This window comes from Candidatus Seongchinamella marina (genome assembly GCF_026262685.1).
In the GTDB taxonomy this organism is placed as follows: Bacteria; Pseudomonadota; Gammaproteobacteria; order Pseudomonadales; family Halieaceae; genus Halioglobus; species Halioglobus marinus.
This window is the reverse complement of record NZ_SHNP01000003.1, coordinates 649536-672971: the sequence shown is the minus strand read 5'-3', so window position 1 is coordinate 672971 and position 23436 is coordinate 649536. Positions and strand designations below refer to the sequence as shown.

The window sequence follows — 23436 nt, the reverse complement described above, 5'->3', positions numbered from 1 at the left end:
ACTGGCGGCTCGACTGGCGGTTCTACTGGTGGCTCTACTGGTGGCTCTACGGGCGGGGGCGTCACTTCGACAATAACAGTCGCCGTATCACCCTGGGTGCCATCCGGGCCCACCGCTGTATAAGTAAATGTGTCTTCTCCAGAAAAATCGTCATTCGGCGTATAAGTAACAGTGTCGTCGTCGTTAAGAACAGCGGTACCGTTCTGAGGCTGAGTGATGGAGATCACGTCCTCACCCTCTAAAAAGATATCGTTGAGTTCAACCGCTATGGTGACGGACTCACCTGCTGCCGTTTGCGCCGAATCATCAACCGCATCAACCGGGGAAAAGTTCTGATCAACCGCAGCTTCGGAATCCACAGCCACAGTGCCAGCAATGCCAGAAAACTCGTCAACACCCTCGGCAATACGGCCCAGGCGTATAAAGCTGTGACCTGCGCCAGCAGGGCCGCCAGCACCGGGGCCCGCTGCTGTGGCCTCTAATATGTCACCCAGATCTTCACCGCTTTCTAACGCCGCCAGTATGGCGTCTATGGATTCATCCTGAACGGCGCTTTCATCAGCGCCGGGAGCAAGGTCTGCCACCATATCAGTGGTGAGAGTCAGTTCGGGTACATCAACAACCATGGGGCTGCCGTCCGAAAGGGACAGTTCAACCGTGCCGCCGTCGGGCGTTACGATCGTTTCGCCTTCCAGGAGAACATCCCCGGGACGAATTTCGCGCAATTCTCCATCTGCGTTCCTTGCATAAGCATTACCAGTGACTGCCACTACGGTTGCGATTGCGACGGGATCCATATTTATCTCCTGTTGTGACCACCTTTGGCCAGGGTAAGAACTAATCTATGCGGGAAAATAGTTTGTCCATTTCATTTTTCCGAACGAACATATTACTCCTGCGGCCCGTTAACGCGCATTGTACTTTTGGGCAATAAACGGGCCTGGCATGGAGAACTGTGAACTGGTTCACATTTTTGTGTTCTGGGTCGAACTTTAAGTGTGATGGATTTCACAACCGGTAACCGGTTGGCTTGAGCTACTTTGATGGGGATAGTTGCCTGAGAAGCCGAAGGCTCGCATTGACAAGGGCGCCATTGGGATAAGCCAGTGAAACAAGGTTGGGAGTTTAAACGCTGTTTTACGCAGTGTAAGAATGGAGGAATCTGCGCAACTATGGCCGCTGAAATGACAAGTAACCTGCCATTTAGACAAAGACTGGAAAGCGGTGCCGCCGGAACAGCGCCTCAGAAATTATCAGCTAGTTGACGGTGGTGTGGGTGGGTATATTGTTCATTGCCAGCGCAAGCTGGACACGATCGCGCACGCCGAGCTTCTCAAAAATAGCCGACAGGTGCGCTTTCACTGTCCGCTCAGCGATGCTCAGGGCCTGAGATATTTCACGGTTGCTCGCGCCGCGAGCGACTTGCTCGGCCACCATTAACTCTCGCGAGGTGAGTTCATTAAGCTCCCGGGACACTGGGGCTTTGGTGGGGACAACGCGGGTGGACAGTGCGAGAAAGCGCTGCATGAGCTCAGGGGGCATCCAAAAGCCACCGTGCTCCACCACAAGAGCGACTTCACGCAGCTGCTCGGGCGCGGCCTTGAGGTGACAATAGCCTACGGCACCCTGTTTAAGTAGCTGAAATGCCTCAGATTCTCCCGGTGTAGCCGCCATCACAACCACCGGCCAGCCAAAGGCTGCAGCGGCTTGGACTTCTGCGGATCGCTCGGCAGGTGCCAAAGCAGCAATATCGAGCCAAACTATTCCTTGCGAGCCAGAGGTGGCCTCACCAATATCAGCGACCCGCGCAGCTGCACGCCCTCGCGGAAACGCTTGCTCCCAGCGGTCACGCAACTCTCCAGTAGGGGTGATAAATAAGTGTTCCATCAAAGCTTCGTCTAAGGTTCCTTTATCGCTCTGTCATAGCATACTGCTTGGCGCGCAGTACCGGTTTCATCAGGTAGGCGAGAACGGTCTTCTTGCCGGTGAGGATGTCGACCTCTACCGTCATGCCCGGGATGATGGGCTTGTCCTCGGCAATGCCCACCTCATCGGTACGCACCAATACTTCATAGAAGGGGTTGCCCTCCTCGTCCATTACCGTATCTGCACCGATGTGCTCCACTATCCCGTCGAGGCCACCATAAACCACAAAATCATAAGCAGTGAACTTCACCAACGCCTTCTGACCCGGCATCAGGAAGGCAATATCCTTGGGCCTAATTCTCACCTCTAACAACAAGGTGTCATCCGCGGGCACCACTTCGATAATCTCTTTACCAGCCAGCACCACGCCACCAATCGTGTAGTAATACAACTGCTTGACCGTACCGTTAACAGGCGAACGCACCTCGGTCTGTTTAACCCGGTCGGACAGACCCAAGCCCGACTCACGCAGGGCGTTCATGCGGGTAATAGTATCTGCCATTTCCTCTCGCACTTCGTTGACGAACTCAAGTTCCACCCCGGACACCTTGCTCTTTGCTTCTTGGATAGAAGATTCGATTCGGTCAATTTGGGCCGCCGCCTGCTTGCGCTCCCCGCTCAACTGGTTGACCTCCCGCTCCAAACGCAGAATTTCTACCTCCGATACCGCTCCCGATACCACCATGGGCTTGGTCAGTCCAAGTTCCTGTTCTGTTAACTGCAATGATCGCGCAGCTTGCCGCTCCCGCGCCTTGACCTCGATCAATTCCTGCTCTCGCTGCACCAGCTGTTCTTGTGCGATCCGTTTTTCGAAGCCGAGTTCGGCCTGACTGGATTCATACAAAGCCTGCTCCTGGTTCACAATGCCTGGCACCGCCTCTATTAACGAAGGGTCTGGCCGGAACTCAGTTTTATCTACCACCGCAGTCAAGCGGGCAATCTTGACTGCCAAGGCCTGGTACTCGGCACGGTTTTCCCTGAACGAGGACTGAGAGCGCGTTTGGTCAAGGCTAACCAAAAGCTGTCCTTTGGTGACAAGGTCGCCCTCGCGCACCAGAATTTCAGTCACCACACCACCATCTTGCGACTGAATAACCTGTACCTGGCGCGATGGGATGACTTTACCCTGGCCTCGCGTTACTTCATCAATTTTAGCCAGTGAGGCCCAGACAACCAGGCCAATCACGATAAGGGCAACCACATAAAGCAGCGCGCGGGCCCGCAAGGGTTGCTGTTCAACGAACGCCCGGTGAGCGTCCTGCTGCCAGTCGAAAGGCGCGGTATTGATGTCCTTCATCCAAGGCGAGAACAATCGATCAACCAGACGACGGGCAAGACCACGGCGGGCAGGCGCCTCCTGGACCATCTCGTTTAATTGCTCCTGCTCGCTCATTGCGCCTTACCTATCTTGCCTTGCTGTAGGGCCTGAATCACATTGTCTCTTGGGCCGTCGGCAACCAGCTTGCCGTTGTCGATCACGATGATGCGGTCCACCATCTCCAGCAAGGAATTACGGTGCGTGACCACCAGCCAGGTGCGGCCTTTCACAAACTGCTCCAGGTGCTTCTTCACCGCATTCTCAGTGGAGTGGTCCATCGAGCCGGTGGGTTCATCCATCAACAGTATCGGCGGCTCGTTAATAATGCCTCGGGCCAGGGCCACGGATTTACGCTGTCCGCCCGAGAGAGAGTCGCCACGCTCACCAATCATCATGTCAAAGCCCTGGGGGTGACGGTTAACAAAGTCTGCGAGGTTGGCGATCTCCACTGCTTGAACCAGCGCCGAGTCGGCGACCTGAGAATTGGACAGGGTGAGATTGTCCCGCAAGCTGCCATAAAACAACGTCACGTCCTGAGGCACGTAACCAACCCGCGAGCGCAGCTCGGTAGGGTCTAACTGCCTCAGGTCAATCCCGTCGATCATGATCGCGCCCTTGGTGGGCTGGTAGAGACCCATAGCCAGTTTTTCCAGGGTGGACTTGCCCGAACCGACTCGGCCCAAAATCGCTACATGCTCACCAGGCTTAATCTTGAAAGAAACATCATTCAAAGACTCCATTTCCGCGCCCGGGTAGGCAAAAGAAACGTGCTTGAATTCGATCTCGCCATTGAACATTTCGCGCGACAGGAACTGCGCACCTTCAGGGCGCTCGACCGGCTTGGCCATCACCTCGTCCAGTGACTTCAAAGCAATTTCTGCGTTGTGGTACTGAGTAATCAGGCCTGCTAATTGCCCAAAGGGCGCCATAATTCGCCCCGAAAGCATAGTGCAGGCGATCAGGCCGCCCATACTCAACTCACCAGCAGTGATCAAGTAAACACCGGTGACAATCACAAACATGGTGACCATTTGTTGAGACCATTGAGTCACATTAACAGTGGAAGTAGAAAGTAAGCGCAGCTGCACACCCACGTGGGCAAGAAAAGCCGTGGTGTCTTCCCATCGACGCTGCATGCGCGATTCCGCGCCCATGGCCTTAATAGTATCCAGACCCACCAGGGATTCGATCAGGGTGGAATTGCGCATCGCGCCTGCACGGTAAGTGGTTTCCGCCAGCTCTTTCAGCTTGCCCTGCACCGACAGCGCAAAGCCCAATACGACGGCAAGACCAATACAAAGGGGTATCAAAATAGGCCAGGCGATCCAAGCAATCACGCCAATGAAAATCAGCGCAAAAGGAATATCGATGATCGTGGTAACCGAAGCTGAGGTAATGAAATCACGTACCGTCTCGAAGGAACGCAGGTTAACTGCATAAGATCCTACCGACAGTGGTCTGTGCTCCAGGCGAATACCCAGCACCCGCTCCATAATCAGGGCCGACAGCTTGATATCTACTCGTCGACTAGCAAGATCAAGGAAATAGCCGCGCATGCTGCGCAAGCTGATATCGGCAATCAGCACGATAATCACACCCGCTGCCAGCATCCACAGAGTCTCTACCGCCTGATTGGGCACCACCCGGTCATAAACGTTCATGGTAAACAGCGGCAAGGCCAGGGCAAAGACGTTAATAAAAAACGCAGCCAGCAACACGTCCCGATATATCGGCATGTTGGCGCGCATGGCATCCCAGAACCAGTGGCCGCGATCAGAGGTGCCAGTGCGAGGCGCACGCTGGTCGAAACGAAAACGCGGACGACAGACGATGGCCGCCCCGCTTGATTTTTCGAGAAGCTCTTCCCTGGAGATAGTCACCGCCGCTTCATTGAGCTCGGGATAAACCACTTTGGCAAATTTTCCGCCCTCTGCCCAACCCATCAACAGGCAGGCATGCTCGCCTTCCAACATTACCACTGCCGGCAATAGCGCTGGTTCAATTTCCTGCGGACTGCGATACACAATCCGACTGGTCAATCCCACCCGACTGGCCGCGCGCTCGAACAATGCAGGTGTGAGGGCACCACTATCCACGGGTAGCCCTCCCATCACAGCTTCTGCCGTAGAAGCATTACCGTGAAAGCGACATAGCGCCAGCAGGCACTGCAGCAATGGGTCGTCGTTACGAGTCATCCTGTCTTTCCACTCCAATGATGCTGTCAGCAATCCCTACCGCTGGTCCCGCGGTTTCGGGCAACATCAACTAAGCTGCTGAATCCAAACAATTATTTTGATCGGAAAGCATAGGTCAGAACGCATTCATTTACTACGAAAGTAATGCGTCTCAGGTCACAAACTTAGAGATATCCCAAGTTTTCCCGTCGATATTGCAAAGCTACGAGTCAGTAAAGGAAAAAATACCGTGATTTCTGCCCATTTTCGATCTTGATCATGCCTGAGAGGGCTTGCGAGTCATTTAGCCTCGGGTAGTGTGAGCTCGCTCACAATACCGATAATTTTAAGCTGCCATGGCGATCAAGCTGGTTCAAACTACAAGCGAGTTAACGTTGAGCTAGAGACCAAAGTTAGGGCGATGTCAAAACCAGCACATTTTGAAGTACGAGAACTAGGTACAGGCACCAACAGTGCAAATACTAAAGGCAACACGCAGTATATGGGCGTAGAGCGCCGACGCAATCACCGGCGTCGTATCGTGGACAGACGCACAGAGGTACGTTTTGAGCCTACCAAAGACGACCGGCGCAAAGACCGGGGTCGTCGCCACGATGACATATCAGGGCATATGTTTTAGTCGGTCAGGACGATTGTTTTACCAGCACGTGACTCGCAAACAAAGCGGCAGTCAGTAACGCCACCGCTCCTCCCTGATGGGCCACCGCCAACCAGACCGGCACATGCAGCAGCAGCGTACTGATACCCATAATGACCTGCAACCACAACGCCACCAGCAGCAGCCCCATTGCCAGCCCTCCGCGCGCGGGCAAACCACTACGCCAGCTGCGCCATGCCAGCAAGTGGGCCAGGCCAAACAGTAAGTACGCAAACATGCGGTGGTTAAACTGAATAGTGGTGATGTCTTCAAACATCGACAACCAGACCGGATCCAGCGCATAGAGGCCAGGTGGCACAAAGCTGGTACCCATCAAAGGCCAGGTGCTATAAGCAAACCCTGCGCGGGTGCCGGCCACCAGGCCGCCGCTCAGAATCATCAGGTACACGAGAATAGTCAGCACCCTTGAATAGGTCGCCTGCGGGTGCCGACCTTTGCCCTGAGGGAACAATAAATCGAATGCGACCCAGAGCATGTAGGCATAAATAGCCACGGCCAACCCTAGATGCGAGGTTAGTCGGTACTGACTAACTCGAGGATTATCTACCAGGCCACTTTTGACCATGAACCAACCCAGCAAGCCCTGCAGCCCACCCATCAAGAACAAAATCCACAGTTTGGGCATGACGCCGGCCCTGACTCGCCCCTTCATGGCAAAGAACACCATGGGAACGAAGAACAGCACCCCAATCAACCTTCCCAATACACGGTGCAGATACTCGTACATGAAAATCGACTTGAAGCCATCCAGGTCCATTCCCCGATTAACCTTCAGGTACTCCGGGTACTGCTTATACTTGTCAAAGGTTTCCTGCCAGGCTTCCTGGCCCAGCGGTGGTATCACCCCCATCAGGGGCTTCCACTCCACCATCGAGAGCCCAGATCCGGTCAACCGCGTGGCTCCGCCCAGCATGATCATGCCGAAAATAACTGCCGCGCAAAGCAGCAGCCAGCTGGCAATCTGGCGGTCGTAGTCTTGCTGTCGTTGGTTAGCTAACATTTATCTCAGCGTCTATTGGTTCCAGTTCAATCAATTTTAGAAGCGGCGTGTCAAACCCGCTCAAACAGTGCCGCGATACCCTGACCGCCGCCAATACACATGGTGGAAACGGCATAGCGGCCTCCGGTGCGCTCCAGTTCATACAGCGCCTTTACGGTAATTAACGCTCCAGTTGCGCCAATTGGGTGACCCAGGGAAATACCGGATCCGTTGGGATTTACCTTGGCGGGGTCAAGGCCGAGCTCTTTCACGACTGACAACGCCTGGGCCGCAAAAGCCTCGTTGCATTCCCAGATATCGATATCGTCCTGTGCCACGCCTGTTTTTTCAAGCAGTTGGCGTACTGCCGGTGCGGGTCCAATCCCCATAATCGCCGGGTCTACACCCGCCAGGGCATAGCCCAACATGCGGGCCATAGGCTTGAGGCCACGCGCTTGGGCAACGCTCTTCTCCATCATCACCACTGCTGCAGCGGCATCATTAATTCCGGAGGCATTAGCAGCGGTCACGCTGCCATCCTTTTTGAACGCCGGGCGCATCCCTGAGATGCTCTCTGCGGTGGCGTCCATGCGAACGTGCTCGTCCTGGTCAAACACGGTCACACCCTTCCGTGTTTTCAGTTCTATCGGAAGAATCTGGTCTTTAAAGTAACCCCCCTCAATGGCATGTTGAGCACGACGGTGACTCTCGGCCGCCAGTTCATCCTGCTCCTCGCGAGACACACTGTACTTGTCAGCCAGATTTTCAGCGGTAATGCCCATATGGGTATCGCCAATCGGACAGGTCAACGCACCCATCATAGGATCTTCCATGGTGGCATCGCCCATACGCGCGCCGAAGCGAGCTTTGGGCAGCCAGTAGGGAACGCGCGACATAGATTCGGCTCCGCCGGCCACTGCCGCGTCACAATCTCCCAACAAAATCATCTGGGCGGCAGAGATAACGGCCTGCAGACCCGAGCCACACAGACGGTTGACTGTTAGTGCGGGGGTCTCGATCGGCAAACCACCTTTTAACGCCGCTACCCGGCTCATGTACATGTCTCTGCGATCGCTGTGGGTTACTGAGCCGATCACGCAGTGGCCAATGTCAGCGCCCTCAAGGCCTGAGCGCTTTACTGCTTCTGCAACCACCTGACCAGCAAGTTCCGTAGGAGGAACATCCTTTAAACTGCCACCAAAATCAGCGATTGCGGTGCGAACACCGCTTAAAACGACTACTTCACGATCACTCATTACTATTCCCTTAACTCGCAGTTGCTGTACTTAAACTCAACGCGGGCGCCACTTTACCAGAACACCTGCAGGAATTCAGGCCCGCTCAGGCCTGTAACTGGGGCAAATCGTGGTACAAGCCCAGCGCCTCTGGGTTTGCCAGGGCATCGGTGTTCTTCACCGGTCGGTTGTGCACCACATTACGCACCGCCAGTTCGACTATTTTGCCACTGATGGTGCGAGGGATATCAGTGACCTGCACGATCACCGCCGGCACATGCCGAGGTGTCGTGTTTTCGCGAATCGACTGTCGGATCCGGGTTTGCAGGCTTTCATCCAGTGACACGCCGTCATGCAGCACGACAAACAAAACCACCCGGACATCGTCCTGCCATTGTTGACCGATAACAATGCTTTCTAACACCTCTTCGATACGCTCTACCTGGCGGTAAATTTCCGCAGTTCCAATGCGCACGCCACCGGGGTTAAGCACTGCGTCTGAACGTCCGTGGATAACAAAACCGCCATGCTCAGTGATTTCACCATAGTCGCCGTGGGCCCAGATGTTCGGGTAGCTGTCGAAATAGGCACTGTGATATTTGCTGCCGTCCGGGTCATTCCAAAAGCCAATGGGCGCACACGGAAAGGGCCGGGTGCACACCAGTTCACCTTTTTCTTCGACGACGGACTGACCTGCCTCATTCCAGATTTCAACGGCAAGACCCAGCCCCGGCGCCTGTATTTCCCCCACATAAACGGGCAGAGTCGGACAACCCCCCACAAAGCAGGACAGGATGTCAGTGCCTCCAGAAATACTGGACAGACAAACATCATCTTTGAAGTCGCGGTATATATATTCGAAGCTCTCGTGCGATAACGGCGACCCCGTGGAAAGAATCGCTTTCACGCTCCCCAGGTCATGACTTTGTCGAGGCTTATGGCCAGCTTTTTCCAGCGCTGCGATAAACTTGGCGCTAGTACCAAAAACGGTTATTGCTTCACGGTCGATGGCATCCAGCAGCAACTTCCCCTCCTGCGCGAAAGGTGACCCGTCATACAGCACCAGGGTAGCGCCGCTGGCAAGTCCGGAAACCAGCCAGTTCCACATCATCCAGCCGCAGGTAGTAAAATAGAAAAACACATCCTCGCGCGTCAGGTCTACGTGTAGACGGTGTTCCTTAATGTGCTGCAAAAGAGATCCGCCAGCGCCATGAAGAATGCATTTGGGCACGCCAGTAGTACCCGAGGAATACATGATGTAAAGAGGATGGTCGAAGGGCAGGCGCCGAAACTGCACCTCGCTGGCACTGTCATCCAGGTAATCAGCAAACAGCACCGAGTCTTCAATAGCACTGACATCTGGCATTTGATGCAGGACGGGAACGACCACCACTTTCTCAATGCTATGGATCTGTTTGCGAATGGAGGCCAAACGCTCCAGTGAGTCGCAAGCTTTACCGTTGTAATAATAACCATCAGCAGCAAACAGAATTTTAGGCTCAATCTGGCCAAAACGATCCATCACCCCATTGATACCAAAGTCTGGCGAGCAGGATGACCAGAGCGCTCCCAGGCTGGTTGCCGCCAGCATGGCGATGACGGCTTCTTCGATATTCGGCATAAAGCCGGCGACGCGATCACCCGCCTGCACTCCCTGCGCCTGCAGCGCTGATGCCAGTTGTGCGACTCGGATATAAAGTTGAGCGTAGGAAGTTTCGCGACGCTCGCCATTTTCCAATAGCGACACAATGGCAGTGCGCTCATCGCGATGGCGCAGCAGATTCTCGGCAAAATTCAATCGCGTTTCAGGGAACCACTGTGCACCCGGAAACTTATTCTCATGAGCGAGAACCTGAGAGGTGTCGCCCTCTCCAATCACCTGGCCAAAGTCCCAAACAGCGCGCCAGAAATCCTGCGGGTTCTCGACAGACCAACGGTGCAGATCGGCATAGCCTACGCCCACATACTTGCCTTGCTCAACCAGTTGCCGCTGAAAAGCAGTAATCTGAGCAGCGTTTGCACGCTGTGGACTGGGATTCCAAAGTGGCTGGGGCATATGGAAATTTTCCTTAAACAGATTGCGCAATATGGATGAAGCCAATATATTTAACAAATTGATTATTTTTATGTTTTATTTAATTTATTTAATGAATGTATCTCTCCGTCAACTGCGGGCTTTTGTCACCCTGGCCCAGTCCCAATCCTTTGCCGAGGCCAGTGAACTACTGCATCTGTCCCAGCCTGCTTTGAGCGTCGCTATCAAAAACATGGAACAGGAAACAGGCGGTAGCCTGTTCTCACGTTCCACTCGCTCCCTACAGCTGAGTCCAGAGGGACGTCAGTTTTTGCCAGTGGCGCGCCGCCTGCTCGCCGACTGGGACCAGGCCTTTGATGACCTGGGCCGTGCATTTAATCTGCAGCAGGGCAAAATCCGGGTAGCGGTGATGCCCTCCTTCGCGATGAATCAGTTTCCAGAAGCCCTTGCACCCTTCCAGCGGGAATACCCTGACATCAACATCAGCGTCGAGGATGTGGTCATGGAATCGGTGATTGATGCGGTGCGCGAAGGACAGGTGGAACTGGGCATCACCTTCGAGCCTGATCAAATGGACGGCCTTGAATTCACTCCGCTGTTTACCGACCGCTGGATTGCCCTGGTGCACCCGAAATCTCCACTCGCTGCCCGTAAAAAACTGTCTTGGACGGCACTGATGGAAGAACCCTTTATCGCCATGAACCGCGGCTCCTGGTCGCGCAATACTACCGAAAAAGCGCTGTCTGAAGCAGGCGTCACCCCTACCCGCTTACTGGAGGCAAACCAGTTAGCGACCATTGGCCGCATGGTATCCGTGGGGCTGGGCACGGCGGTTGTACCACAGCTATGTCGACAGCAAATGGAAAGCCTGGGTATCTTATGCAAAACCATCGGGCGACCATCGATTGAGCGCCAGGTGGGTATCTTTACCCGCAAGCGGCGCTCACTCTCTGGAGCTGCGCAGGCACTCATTGCCCATCTCTTGGAGCATTTCTCTAAGGTCTCATAGCAAGGCTGTAGCAGCAGAGGGCGCTGTGGCGTAGAATTCGCCTCCCTTTAGCCAACGCCTAGACCATGCCTTTACTCAAGCTCGACAAAGCCAGCCTTCATTACGGCACCCAGGTCCTGTTGGACAACGTGGAACTGAGCATCACTCGCGGTGACAAACTCGGCCTGCTCGGGCGCAACGGTGCTGGCAAAACCACTCTGCTGAAAATTCTCGCGGGAGAGCAGGCGCTAGACTCCGGCGAACGCTGGATTCGACCCGGCATCAACATGGCCAGGCTGGAGCAGACCCTGCCGGAAGCGGGGGCACTGTCTGTTTACGATATGGTCGCTGGTGGCCTCGAAGAGGCTGGCGAGCTGCTGGCGCAATATCACCACCTGATTCAGGGCGATGATATGGATGCCCTGGCCAAGGTCCAGCACAAGCTTGAAGCAGTGGACGGCTGGAATTTACAGCAAAAAGTCGAAACTACGCTCAGCCAACTGCAACTTCCGGCCGACGCCGCCATGGGGGAGCTATCAGGAGGATGGCGACGTCGAGTCGCTCTGGCCAGGGCGCTGGTCAGTGAACCGGATATCCTGTTACTGGATGAGCCCACCAACCACCTGGATATCCCGGCCATCGCCTGGCTGGAGGAGCAACTGCGCAATTACCGAGGTTGCCTGATTCTTATCACCCACGACAGGCGCTTTCTGCAAAACGTGGTTAACAGCATTGCTGAGCTGGACCGGGGTCACCTGACTGTGTGGCGCGGCGACTACAGAGGCTTTCTTAATCATCGTGCCCAGGAATTGGCCGCCGAAGAGCGCGCCAATGAATTGTTTGATAGAAAGCTCGCCCAGGAAGAAGTCTGGATTCGCCAAGGCATTAAGGCCAGGCGCACCCGCAATGAAGGCAGAGTGCGGGCCCTCAAGGCGATGCGCGACGAACGCAACCAGCGACGGGAACGCCAGGGCCGTGCTGATTTTGGTGTGGAAGATGCCTCCCGCTCCGGCAAGATCGTGGCGGAACTGCAGCACGTCAGTCACGCTTTTGACGACAAGGTCATTCTTGAAGACTTTAGCACCATCATTCAGCGCGGCGACCGCATCGGCATTGTCGGCCCCAATGGCGCCGGAAAATCCACGTTGGTGAAAACACTGCTAGGCGAATTAACGCCCGATAGCGGTACTGTCAAACTGGGTAGCAAACTGGAGATCGCCTACTCCGATCAACTACGCGGTCACCTGGACCCGGAAAAGAACCTGATCGACAACGTGTGTGGCGGTCAGGACTTTATCGAAATCAACGGCAAACGCCGCCATGCAATTTCCTATCTGGGAGATTTCCTGTTCAGCCCTGAGCGGGTGCGCACGCCAGTGAAAGCGCTTTCCGGTGGCGAGCAAAATCGGGCAATACTGGCTCGCCTGTTCAGCAAGCCCGCCAACATGCTGGTGCTGGACGAGCCGACCAACGATCTTGATATCGAAACGCTGGAGTTGCTCGAAGAAATTCTGCTTTCTTTTGAAGGCACCGTGCTGCTGGTTTCGCACGACCGTGAATTTATGGACAACGTCATCACCAGCCTGATGGTGCTCAAAGGTGATGGGGTTATCGAAGAGCAGGCGGGCGGTTTTAGCGACTGGGAAGCCAGGGGCGGGAATCTTGCAGACCTTGCATCGTCCGCCAAAGGTCAGTCACCAGCAGCAGCTGTGACAGCTGAACCTGCAAGGAAAGTTCCCGACAAGAAACGCAAGCTGTCTTATAAAGATCAGCGTGAACTGGACTCACTCCCTGGGTTGATAGAGTCACTGGAAGCCAAACAGACCCAGCTGGAGACCGACATGACCGCCGCTGACTTTTACCAGCAAGACCATACAGCAGTGCAATCAGTTCTGGATGAGGTCAGCCGAATCCAGCAAGAACTGGAACAGGCAATGGAGCGCTGGGCTGAGTTGGAGGACTAATCTCCTACAATACCGACGCTACTGACTGAGCCAGGTAATCAATATTGCGAGCATTAACTCCGGCCACATTAATACGCGACGAGTCCAGCATGTAAACCGAGTATTCCTCTCGCAGCCTGATCGCCTGCTTGGTAGACAGACCCAGGAATGAAAACATACCCTTTTCTTTTTCAATGAAGGCGAAGTCCCTGCTGCTGGCAGCCTCCAGCTTTTCGCGCAGGCCAGTGCGCAGCCCATTCATACGACCGCACATGTCCATCAACTCAGTTCGCCAAATCTCATCCAGCGCTTGATCCGAAAGGATGCGCCCGGCAATAAGTGCACCGTGTGCCGGTGGCATTGAGTACACTCTGCGCGCGGCGACCAGCGCCTGACTCACTAGTGCCTCCGCATTCGCCCGATTCTGACAAACGAACATCACAGCGCCGGTGCGCTCCCTGTAAAGCCCCATATTTTTGGAACAAGAGGCAGCGATAATCATCTCTGGCACACGCTCGGCCAAAAGACGCAATCCCGCAGCGTCCTCTTCCAAACCGTCCCCGAGACCCTGGTAGGCAATATCGACAAAGGGCACAAAGCCCTGGGCCTCTGCCATGTCCGCTACAACCCCCCACTGCTCCAGCGACAGGTCTGCACCGCAGGGGTTGTGGCAACAGCCGTGCAGCAGCACCACGTCACCAGTCTGCGCTCGCTTCAAGTCCTCTACCATGCCATCGAAGTTTACTCCGTGACTGACGGGCTCGTAATAACGGTAGGTCTCAAACTCCAGCCCTACGCTACCCAACAACGGCAAGTGCACTGGCCAGGTTGGATCGCTCACCCAAACCTTTGCTGTGGGAGCAGCGGCAAAAATAATCTCCGCGCCAATACGCAAGGCACCGCAGCCGCCGGGTGCTTGTACGCTACTAACCCGGCCATCCCTCAAGGCCGGGTGACCGGCGCCGAACAAGAGCTGCTGCATCCCGTCGTTAAAGGCGTCAACTCCCGCGGGAGGCAAGTAAGATTTACTCACCTCTTCCTGTTGCAGCGCGGCCTGCGCCATTTTCACCGCTTTAAAGACCGGGCAAACCCCGTCTTCATTCATATAAACGCCCACCGTCAGGTCAACTTTATTAGGGTTTGCATCCGCCTTGGCGATAGCCGCCAGACCAAGAATAGAATCGGCAGGAAGACGTTCAAGTTTATCCAGCATGGGTAATCCTCAAAATCAGATTTCAGCCAGCAGTTGCTTAAGGAACTGCCAGAAAGGTTCAACGGTATCGATTTGCAGGCGTTCTGTCGGCGAGTGAGCGCCGCGAATAGTAGGACCGAAGGACAGTATATCCACATCGGGTTTCTTGCTTTTCAGTATGCCGCATTCCAGACCGGCATGAATGGCTTTCACCGCAGGCCGGTGGCCAAACATTTTCTCATGCAGCACACAGCCTTGTTCCAGCAGCGGGCTGGTGAAGTCTGGCTGCCAACCGGGATAGCCCACATCGGGGGTGACCTCCAGGTCAAATGCACGCGCCAATGCCAACACTGAATGCTGCAAAGGCAAGGACTGGTCCTCATTGAAAAAACGGTAGCTGGATTCGAGATAGAGCTCTCCCTGCTCCAGCCGCAGAATTGCCAGATTAATGCTGATGTCTACCAGATCAGCCGGTTGCTCCAGATTATAGGCCTGGGCACCATGGGGAAAAGCAGCAATCAAATCCAGCAAACGCATCGAATCAACTTCATCGAGGCTCGCGTCCACCCGGGTGGCGACAAGCTCCATTTCCAGCTCGCTATCAGCTGCCGGCAGGTAACCGACCGCTCGCTCCCGCAACGCCTCCAGTTGCTGCTTTAAAGCTGCACCTGCGCCCGCGTCGCAAACGAATGTTGCGGTTCCCTCTCGAGGTATGACGTTATGAGCGACACCAACATCAATGCTCGCAAGTTGCAATCCGGGCGCACCACGCAGACCCTCTCCCAACAGTTTGATTGCGCTGCCAAGCTGCTCGTGAATTTGAATCCCTGAGTGACCGCCCGCAAGACCACGTATCGTCAACTGCCAGCACTCGGCTTCCCTGGCAACCTGCTCTTGCGAGAAGCTGCGAGAAAACTGCCAACCCGCGCCACCCGCGCAGCCGATATAAAGTTCGTGCCAATCCTCGGTATCGAGGTTGAGCATCAATGTGCCTGTCAGCATGGATGCGTCCAGGTTGAGCGCGCCGCCTAGACCAGTCTCCTCATCAACCGTGAACAGCAGTTCCAGAGGAGGATGCACTACCTCAGGGTCTGTCATCAGCGCAATCGCCGCTGCGCAACCTACGCCATTATCCGCGCCCAGGGTGGTGCGATCTGCACCCAGCCAGCCGTCACAGACCTGCAGCGTTAAGGGGTCTGTTTCAAAGTTGTGTTCCCGGTCCGTAGTTTTCACCGTCACCATATCCAGGTGGTTCTGGATAATGACAGTGGGGCTAGCTTCCTTGCCACTGGAGCCCGGCACATAAATTACCAGATTGCCTTCGGTATCCATCTGACACCGATGACCCGACTTGTCAGCCAGGTCCAGCAGATACTGGCGCACCGCCGTCTCCTGTTTCGAGGGCCGCGGAATCTGGGTGAATTGATAAAAGTGCTCCCATAAATGGGAGGGCTGCTGGGGGTAGTTGGCAGGTTTCATTGTGGCCTTATCAGCAAATTCGGGGGCGGAGCATTATAGCCCCAGAGGTCATTTTTCACACAATTTAACCGCAATTTTTACGCCCAATTCACCAGACCTCGCCTTAAACTACTCCCCTAGTGGTTCAATACTAATAGAGATCGTCATGAAAAGAATGGATGAAGGCAAAGTGAGCCTGGTGGAGTTTCTCTCCAGCATCAAATTTGCCCGGCAAAATTCAGTGAGTTTTGACGTACAAAGCGGCAACCGCTTTGCCCGTTTCGACCAGCGTATACCCGTTGGCCGCCAATTCGGTAATGAAGATTCCAAACTGATTCGCAGCGCTAATTAAAACCCTGGCTTGTTGCGGGCCGCCAAGGCACGCAACAAGCGCTGTGCCCGCAAGTCCCGCTTTAGCCCACCGCCTTCACAAAAGGCGCTATTCGCTCACTCGCACATATTGACCAGCGCTGTTCTGGCGCCACCATATGATTGGCAATCACCGCGAACACCAGCGGGTTAAAGGGAAAGCCTACGTGGCTGGCCATGACGGCCATATTAGTAACATAGCGAGGGTCACCTTCACAGCGTGCAATACCCTTGCCGACAATGCCATCTGACTCACTGAAGAGTGCGAGTATGGGCACCTCTAATTCACCGCCGCTGTAGGTGTAGTCCACCCAATAACGCAGCGCCTCTTCTGATTCGTCCCCCGACTGCTGATTCATGCGAGCCATGAAGCTGTAAAGTGCCGTGCCTCGGGGATCACCAAAGGGGGTGCCTAATGTAATTACCTGGCGAATATACTGCGGATAGCGATGGGCCAGCGCGACCGCATAGAGACCACCGAGACTCCACCCGATCAGGCTTAGCTTGCGCCCCGAACGATGGAACTCAGCTTCGACACGTTGGGCGATTTGCTGTTCCAGCTCCGCGCGGTGGCGCATGAACTCCTCCATGCTATTAGCCCGGGCATCGCTGGCATTGCGGCCCATACCCCAGGGAATAGCATTGTAGCCCCGCTCATTAAGGAATTGGCGCAACATTCCAGTAGAGCCATCGGCTCCCATAAAGCCCGGCAGAGTCATCACCGAGTGGCCATCTCCCTCGGGCAGAGTCTTGAACAGGCCCTTGCAAAGCACGCTGGTCCCCGCCTCCAGAGCCACCCGGCCAAGTTCGCCAATGCTGTGGCGTAATTTTGGGGGTCGAATGTCCGAAACGAAATGGCTCGCTGCTATCGGCATTTTATATTCCCTACGAACAGAAGATGTGCCTCCATTGTCTCCACTTTGGACGGCCAGCAACAGAACATTACCGACCGGCCGGTTTAATATTTCATGCTAGAATCGCACTCGTCGTCCGGGCGCGCCATTTACCGATCACCCAACTGAGTTAATAAGCATGAGCGAAAGCCGAGATACCATCTACGCCGATCCCTTGCGAGAAGCGGGCCTGTTCACCTTCGATGAAAACGTGGCCAGGGTTTTTCCCGACATGATAAAGCGTTCGGTACCTGGCTATACCACCATCGTTGCCATGACCGGTCTACTGGCTCAGCGCTACGCCGCTGCAGGCAGCGTGCTTTACGACCTGGGCTGCTCCCTGGGAGCCTCTACCCTGGCGATGCGCCAGGAACTGCGCGGCAAAGATTGCCGCATCCTTGCGGTCGACAACTCACCGGCCATGCTGGAACGTTGCCGGAACATCATCGACACCGACACCCACGATACACCGGTAGACCTTATTTGCAGCAACCTGGAAGACGTGAACATCGAAAACGCATCGGTGGTTGTGCTTAACTTTACCCTTCAATTCATTCCGCTAGCGATAAGAAATGAAGTTATCCAGCGTATCTATGATGGCTTGCGACCAGGCGGCGTCATGGTGCTTTCGGAAAAGGTTACTTTCGAGGATCCGCATTTAGACGAACTCAATATTGAGCTTCATCATGAGTTCAAAAAGGCAAATGGGTACAGCGATATGGAAATCGCACAAAAGCGTGCCGCTATTGAAAACGTACTGCTACCAGAAACCGTGGCGACCCATAAGCAGCGCATTGCCAGCGCCGGTTTCGGCTCATGCGATGTCTGGTTCCAGTGTTTTAACTTCGCTTCCCTGGTCGCTCTTAAGTAATGGACTATCGACCGCTTATCGAGCAGTGGCAAGACGGCGATCTCGATCGCTGGGCACAGTTGTTACCCGAACAACTGGAGACAGGTCTGTCCCATAAACGCTACGGCGACCTCGCTCGCTGGATGGATGTTCTGAACTCTCTACCCGACATTGTCCCGGACCAAATCACCCTCGATAGCGCTCGTGTTGGAGCCAGTTGCAACCAACCCTTGCCATCGTCGGCGCTGGAGTCGCTCACTCAACAATTAATGGGGCTACATCCCTGGCGCAAGGGGCCGTTCGACTTATTTGGCGTTCACATTGATACCGAGTGGCGCTCTGACTGGAAGTGGGACCGACTTGGCAGTGGCATCGACTCTCTTCAAAGCCGGCGAGTGCTTGATGTGGGTTGCGGAAGCGGCTATCACTGCTGGCGCATGGCCGGCGATGGCGCCAGAGAAGTGATTGGCATAGACCCCACCCCTCTCTTTGTCGTGCAGTTCTGGGCATTGCAGAAGTACCTCCAACAAACCAATGTCTGGTTGTTGCCCGCTGGTATCGAACAAATGCCAGATAAGCTCAATGCATTTGATACCGCATTTTCCATGGGCGTGCTCTACCACCGACGCTCGCCCATGGATCACTTGCGGGAACTGCGAGACTGCCTCCGTCCGGGCGGCCAACTGGTCCTGGAAACCCTGGTCATTGATGGCAAGCTGGGCGACACACTGGTGCCGGAAGGTCGCTATGCACGCATGGGCAATGTCTGGTTCCTGCCCAGTTGTGACACCCTGGCTAGCTGGTTGAAAAAAACTGGTTTCGTCGAGCCGCGACTTGTAGATGTGGGACTAACATCTATAGAGGAACAGCGTTCTACCGACTGGATGACCTTTCATTCCCTGGCTAATTTCCTTGACCCACAGGACAGCAGCAAATCCATAGAGGGGCACCCTGCACCCCGAAGGGCTGTGTTTACTGCACGAGTGCCTGGAACCTGGAAACCGCTGGATAACTAGGCGAGCTGCTTGTCTGTACTCATACCTACAGGACAGCTAAACTTGTCCCGCCTGTGGTGAAAGCGCCCCGAAGCGAACACACTGGTTTTTATCCAATACTAATAAGGAGCGCTACTTGCCTTCCCATTTGCAGAAGCAGCTTGAATCACTGACCGGCAGCCAGCAAACGTCGCTGCTTTGCAGCATCGGCCGCGGCATTGAAAAAGAAAGTCTGCGCATCACCCCCGATGGTGCTCTGGCACAAACGCCCCACCCTCGCGCCCTTGGCTCAGCACTCACTCACGGTTCAATTACCACCGATTATTCCGAGGCACTGCTGGAGTTCATTACTCCGGTAGACACTGGCATTTATAGCAGCCTGAAAACTCTGGAGGACATACACCAATATGTTTACAACCAGATGCCCGAGGAAATGCTTTGGTGTGCTTCTATGCCCTGTTTTTTGGGAGAAGATAAAGACATCCCGGTCGCGAAGTACGGCAGCTCCAACGTCGCACGCATGAAAACCGTTTATCGCTACGGCCTGGGACATCGCTACGGCCGGGTCATGCAAACCATTGCCGGTATCCACTACAACTTTTCCATGCCCCAGGCTTATTGGGACCAGGCCTGGGCAGAAGCCGGCCAACCCGGGGAGCTGCAGGATTATATAAGCGAGCGTTACCTGGGCCTTATCCGCAATTTTCGTCGCTACTCGTGGCTACTGATTTACTTGTTTGGTGCTTCCCCGGCTATCTGCGGCAGTTTTTTGCGCAACCACGATCAGCATGGCCTGGAGCCCTTTGGCGATGGCCACAGTCTCTACCTGCCTCATGGCACGGCCCTGCGCATGAGTGACCTGGGCTATAACAGCAATGCGCAAAAAGGACTGAGGATTTGTTACAACTCGCTGGCCAATTACGTAGAAACCCTGCGCGCAGCAATCATGCAACCTCACCCGGATTATGCCCACCTGAGTTCGGGTGAATCAGGCGAATACCAGCAACTGAACGACAGCCTGCTTCAGATCGAAAACGAATTTTACAGCCCCATACGCCCCAAGCGCGTGACCCTGTCAGGCGAAACGCCCTTGCATGCCTTAACCGAAAACGGCATCGAGTACATCGAGGTTCGCTGCGTAGACGTCAACCCGTTCTCACCCGTGGGCATAGACGCTGAACAAATACGATTCCTGGATACCTTCCTGCTTTACTGTTTGCTGGAAGAGAGCCCCGCCTGCACTGAGCAGGAACAGGACTGCATGGCGGCCAATATGAACGCTGTCGTCAATCGCGGGCGTGAACCTGGCCTCGAACTCAGCAGCTGCAATGGGTCGAGTCTGATGTCCGATTGGGCGAACTCCTTACTGAGTGACATGCAGGATATTTCCAAGGCGCTGGATAACGCCCATCAGAGCAAAGCATACGGCGAGTCACTGCAAGTACAGTCCGCCAAAATCGCAGATTCGGAGCTCACTCCCTCAGCGAGGGTATTGCGGGAAATGCGTGAACAAGGCAAACCCTTCTTTCGTCTTGCGCTGTCTTACAGCCAGCTTTGGGCAGACCACTTTCGGCAGCAACCTGCAGACGCAGAAAAAACCGCTCACTATGCAGCCGAGGCCGAACTATCGCTCACTGCCCAGCAGGCAGTAGAAGCTGCAGACGAGGTCAGCTTCGAACAATACCTGGCTAATTTTTACGGCCAGTACGAGACCCTTCCCAAGCCTTGAACTTTCTAGCCCACTTCCAACTAGCCTGGCCCGAGGAAGAGTTGGTTGTCGGCGCGCTGGAAGGGGACTACCTGAAAGGTCCGCTAAAAGGACATCTTCCCAAGGGGATTGAACTGGGCGTCAAACTGCATCGGGCAATTGACGCCTTTACCGACCAACACCCAAAAATGGCAGAACTACGCGCTCAATTTCCATTGGAATTGCGGCGCTATTCAGGAATCCTCATCGACCTCAGCTTCGACCATTATCTTAGCAAGCACTGGCACAACTACAGTACGCTGCCCCTGGACGCTTTTAACGCGACGATTTACCGTAACCTGGAATCCCGCAAGCACCATTTAGGTCCTGGTGCCCGACGTATGCTTTTGCGAATGCAGCAGCACGATTTACTCAGCGTGTACGGCCAATGGGACAGTATCGCAGCAACCGCCGCACGCATTGGTGAGCGATTCCAGCGTGAAAATCCGTTCTTGCAGGTAGCCCAACACCTCGACCCGGTAAGACCGCAGCTGGAGTTATCCTTCCTGAATTTTTACCCCGAACTCATCGAGTTTTGCGGACTTAAAAAGCATCAGTGGAACTAAACACGCGGCTAACTATCGAAGTCGGCTTAGCGGTTATTGCATAGCGGACTAAAAGGCCCTACCGTAACGACCTGAGCCCCGAAGGAACGCGCTTCATGTTGCAATCTTTATCCCCAAGACTAGTTTTTGCCGGCCTGGTTATGCTGGCAGTCACCTCTATGGCCTTTGCCATGCTGTTCCTGGAACGTTATCTCAACCTGGCTGCCTGCCCCCTCTGTATGACCCAGAGAGTTTTTGTGGTTGGCTGGGGTGTCATCGCCTTTATCGCTGTCGTCCATAACCCCAGTAGCTGGGGCAACCGGGTATACGCTGCGCTTTGCGCTTTGTCTGCTCTGGTCGGGGGTGCCGTTGCCGGGCGTCATGTCTGGTTGCAATACCTGCCACCGGAAGAAGTACCTGCCTGTGGCCCCAGCCTGGAATACATGCTCGACACTCTGCCGTTCTCGGAGACCCTTTCCATACTTCTCATGGGAGACGGCAACTGCGCAGAAACCCTGTGGACGTTTATGGGCCTTTCTATTCCCGAGCAAACGTTGGCCCTGTTCACCGTGGCGGCCTTGATCTGCCTGTGGCAAACTTTCCGTCCGTATCCTCAGGAAAGCTAATATGCCCCACCGTGATCCCCAGCAACAATTTAATGCGGTTGAAGAATTACTCACACGTTGGTTGAAAGAACGCCGTGAATTATTGGGTAAATACACCGAGATTGCAGTAGGAATGGATGGCATGCTGGATCAGGAGGCCCTGGACCTGCGTCAACGCGCCCTTTGCCAGCAACTGGTGGACTACGTGTCAAGCGGACACTTCGAGGTTTACCTCGAGCTCTTTGAGGAAGCGGAAAGTTTTGCTGACGGCAGCAATGCCGTGGCAGCAAAACTGATGCCTGCGATCGTTGATACCACTGATATCATCATGGCTTATGAGGAAAAATACACCTCACAGGACAGTGATAAAGCAAAAGTGAAAAGAGACCTTTCGTCTCTGGGGGAGGTACTGGAATCGCGCTTCTTACTGGAGGACAGGCTGATCGCCGGTCTCCACAATAGTCACCGACGTCAGCAGAGCTGACGCCGGCTACAAGTTTTACTCAGCTGCGGCTTCGGCCTGGCTGGGAATAGAAACCAACTCGACATCAAAGATCAGTGCTGAATTGGGGCCAATCATCTGGCCTGCACCACCGGCGCCATAACCCAGCGCTGGCGGAATGTGCAGCTTCCACTTGGAACCCGCAGGCATCAGTTGCAGAGCTTCGGTCCATCCAGGGATAACCTGGCCCACACCGAAAGTGACGGTTTCGCCGCGGCTGTATGAGGAATCGAACTCGGTTCCGTCTACCAGCGTGCCGCGATAATGCACTTCAACAGTGTCTCCAGCACCAGGCATGGCGCCTTCACCCGCTTCAATGACCTCATACTGCAGTCCAGTTTCGGTAACGATAACGCCCTCTTTAGCCTTGTTCGCTTCCAGGTAAGCATTGGCAGCGGCCAGATTGGCATCACCCATAGCAGCCTGGGAGGCTTGCTGCTCAGCAAGCATCTTCTCCTGATAGGATTGCATTTCAGCGGCAATTTCTTCCTGGGTCATCTTTCCTTCATTACCGGCGGCACCATCTCGAAAGCCCGCGACGAAGGAATCGATGTCCATGGCCATTCCGTCCTGAGCCATGCGTTGACCCAAACCAAAGGCGATACCATAGCTCAGGCGTTGCTCAGTACTCTCCAGGGCAACAGCGTCAAGAGGCGCGGAGAGTGGAGTTGCATCTTCGGTGCTATCCATCTGTTCATTACAAGCTGCCAGGCTGACAAGACCAACCAGGGCAAGCGGCAGTGCGTACTTCTTCATAAATTCATTCCATTATCAAAACTATTGGAGGCATCTAACACGCCCTTGTATCTGCGGTGTGCCCTCTCTTAAAGCGCCCGACCCTGCCACATAAAGCCTGGGTTTTACCGACATTGGGTAGCGTTGGGAGAGAGGGTCTCGCAGTGGCCGCACAGTGTACTACCGGCCACAAGCCGTTGCCACCCCCACAAAGGCGGGTAACCAAGGTGTCCGGAAGCGCTGGTTATGACCACAAAGCGCGCGTAAG

21 protein-coding genes are annotated in these 23436 nt (G+C 54.8%); 10 read left to right on the top strand and 11 right to left on the bottom strand.

Annotated features, from left to right (window positions below):
- The 4 genes from EYC87_RS11420 to EYC87_RS11405 all read right to left on the bottom strand — a co-directional run.
- On the bottom strand, positions 1–797 hold a 797-nt coding region (locus EYC87_RS11420; RefSeq protein WP_279252983.1), incomplete at its 3' end, for a retention module-containing protein.
- A 460-nt stretch (positions 798–1257) separates the two neighbouring features.
- Positions 1258–1887 carry a response regulator transcription factor gene (locus tag EYC87_RS11415; protein WP_279252982.1) on the bottom strand — a complete coding sequence of 210 codons (630 nt, stop codon included), beginning with the start codon at positions 1885–1887 and terminating at the stop codon, positions 1258–1260.
- A 22-nt stretch (positions 1888–1909) separates the two neighbouring features.
- A complete protein-coding gene (locus EYC87_RS11410) occupies positions 1910–3319 on the bottom strand; it encodes an HlyD family type I secretion periplasmic adaptor subunit (protein ID WP_279252981.1) in 1410 nt (469 codons plus the stop codon).
- Positions 3316–5439, bottom strand: a complete 2124-nt coding sequence (locus EYC87_RS11405; protein ID WP_279252980.1) for a type I secretion system permease/ATPase — start codon at positions 5437–5439, stop codon at positions 3316–3318. The genes EYC87_RS11410 and EYC87_RS11405 overlap by 4 nt, the downstream gene beginning before the upstream one ends.
- Before the next feature lie 400 nt (positions 5440–5839).
- On the opposite strand from EYC87_RS11405, the gene EYC87_RS11400 reads away from it, so the two are divergent.
- The gene (locus tag EYC87_RS11400; RefSeq protein WP_279252979.1) at positions 5840–6058 is read left to right on the top strand and encodes a hypothetical protein; all 219 of its coding nucleotides are present in this window, start codon (positions 5840–5842) and stop codon (positions 6056–6058) included.
- 4 nt (positions 6059–6062) lie between these two features.
- On the opposite strand, the gene EYC87_RS11395 is transcribed toward EYC87_RS11400, so the two are convergent.
- The 3 genes from EYC87_RS11395 to EYC87_RS11385 form a co-directional block, all read right to left on the bottom strand.
- A complete protein-coding gene (locus EYC87_RS11395) occupies positions 6063–7097 on the bottom strand; it encodes a COX15/CtaA family protein (protein WP_279252978.1) in 1035 nt (344 codons plus the stop codon).
- A gap of 50 nt (positions 7098–7147) precedes the next feature.
- A complete protein-coding gene (locus EYC87_RS11390) occupies positions 7148–8332 on the bottom strand; it encodes an acetyl-CoA C-acyltransferase family protein (protein ID WP_007229612.1) in 1185 nt (394 codons plus the stop codon).
- An 85-nt stretch (positions 8333–8417) separates the two neighbouring features.
- The gene (locus tag EYC87_RS11385; RefSeq protein WP_279252977.1) at positions 8418–10367 is read right to left on the bottom strand and encodes an acetoacetate--CoA ligase; all 1950 of its coding nucleotides are present in this window, start codon (positions 10365–10367) and stop codon (positions 8418–8420) included.
- A gap of 91 nt (positions 10368–10458) precedes the next feature.
- Between EYC87_RS11385 and EYC87_RS11380 the strand changes: the two genes are divergently transcribed.
- Positions 10459–11355, top strand: a complete 897-nt coding sequence (locus EYC87_RS11380; RefSeq protein ID WP_279252976.1) for a LysR family transcriptional regulator — start codon at positions 10459–10461, stop codon at positions 11353–11355.
- 65 nt (positions 11356–11420) lie between these two features.
- A complete protein-coding gene (locus tag EYC87_RS11375) occupies positions 11421–13298 on the top strand; it encodes an ATP-binding cassette domain-containing protein (protein WP_279252975.1) in 1878 nt (625 codons plus the stop codon).
- Positions 13299–13302: 4 nt separating this feature from the next.
- Here the strand turns inward: EYC87_RS11375 and EYC87_RS11370 are convergent, their stop codons facing one another.
- Both EYC87_RS11370 and pepD read right to left on the bottom strand, forming a co-directional pair.
- Positions 13303–14490 carry an amino acid aminotransferase gene (locus EYC87_RS11370; protein ID WP_279252974.1) on the bottom strand — a complete coding sequence of 396 codons (1188 nt, stop codon included), beginning with the start codon at positions 14488–14490 and terminating at the stop codon, positions 13303–13305.
- A gap of 15 nt (positions 14491–14505) precedes the next feature.
- Positions 14506–15948 (bottom strand): beta-Ala-His dipeptidase, encoded by a 1443-nt coding sequence (pepD, locus tag EYC87_RS11365; RefSeq protein WP_279252973.1) that lies wholly within the window; start codon positions 15946–15948, stop codon positions 14506–14508.
- Positions 15949–16093: 145 nt separating this feature from the next.
- Here pepD and EYC87_RS11360 point away from each other — a divergent pair, with 145 nt between their 5' ends.
- Complete coding sequence (locus EYC87_RS11360) at positions 16094–16279, top strand: hypothetical protein (RefSeq protein ID WP_279252972.1); 186 nt, start codon at positions 16094–16096, stop codon at positions 16277–16279.
- A 61-nt stretch (positions 16280–16340) separates the two neighbouring features.
- Here EYC87_RS11360 and EYC87_RS11355 read toward each other — a convergent pair whose 3' ends face one another.
- The gene (locus EYC87_RS11355) at positions 16341–17171 is read right to left on the bottom strand and encodes an esterase/lipase family protein (RefSeq protein WP_279252971.1); all 831 of its coding nucleotides are present in this window, start codon (positions 17169–17171) and stop codon (positions 16341–16343) included.
- Between the two features lie 157 nt (positions 17172–17328).
- On the opposite strand from EYC87_RS11355, the gene cmoA reads away from it, so the two are divergent.
- From cmoA to EYC87_RS11325, 6 genes are all read left to right on the top strand, one after another.
- Entirely contained in the window at positions 17329–18060 is a 732-nt protein-coding gene (gene cmoA, locus EYC87_RS11350; protein ID WP_279252970.1) for a carboxy-S-adenosyl-L-methionine synthase CmoA, read from the top strand.
- On the top strand, positions 18060–19055 hold the full coding sequence (cmoB, locus tag EYC87_RS11345; protein WP_279252969.1) for a tRNA 5-methoxyuridine(34)/uridine 5-oxyacetic acid(34) synthase CmoB: 996 nt from the start codon (positions 18060–18062) through the stop codon (positions 19053–19055). The genes cmoA and cmoB overlap by 1 nt, the downstream gene beginning before the upstream one ends.
- A gap of 115 nt (positions 19056–19170) precedes the next feature.
- Positions 19171–20763 (top strand): glutamate--cysteine ligase, encoded by a 1593-nt coding sequence (gene gshA, locus EYC87_RS11340; RefSeq protein WP_279252968.1) that lies wholly within the window; start codon positions 19171–19173, stop codon positions 20761–20763.
- Entirely contained in the window at positions 20760–21347 is a 588-nt protein-coding gene (locus tag EYC87_RS11335) for an acyl carrier protein phosphodiesterase (protein ID WP_279252967.1), read from the top strand. Before gshA ends, EYC87_RS11335 begins: the two co-directional genes overlap by 4 nt.
- A 95-nt stretch (positions 21348–21442) precedes the next feature.
- A complete protein-coding gene (locus EYC87_RS11330) occupies positions 21443–21952 on the top strand; it encodes a disulfide bond formation protein B (RefSeq protein ID WP_279252966.1) in 510 nt (169 codons plus the stop codon).
- Between the two features lies 1 nt (position 21953).
- Positions 21954–22415, top strand: a complete 462-nt coding sequence (locus EYC87_RS11325) for an Rsd/AlgQ family anti-sigma factor (RefSeq protein WP_279252965.1) — start codon at positions 21954–21956, stop codon at positions 22413–22415.
- A gap of 15 nt (positions 22416–22430) precedes the next feature.
- Here EYC87_RS11325 and bamJ read toward each other — a convergent pair whose 3' ends face one another.
- On the bottom strand, positions 22431–23189 hold the full coding sequence (gene bamJ / locus EYC87_RS11320; protein WP_279252964.1) for a BamJ family beta-barrel-assembly machinery protein: 759 nt from the start codon (positions 23187–23189) through the stop codon (positions 22431–22433).
- Positions 23190–23436 lie beyond the last annotated feature (247 nt).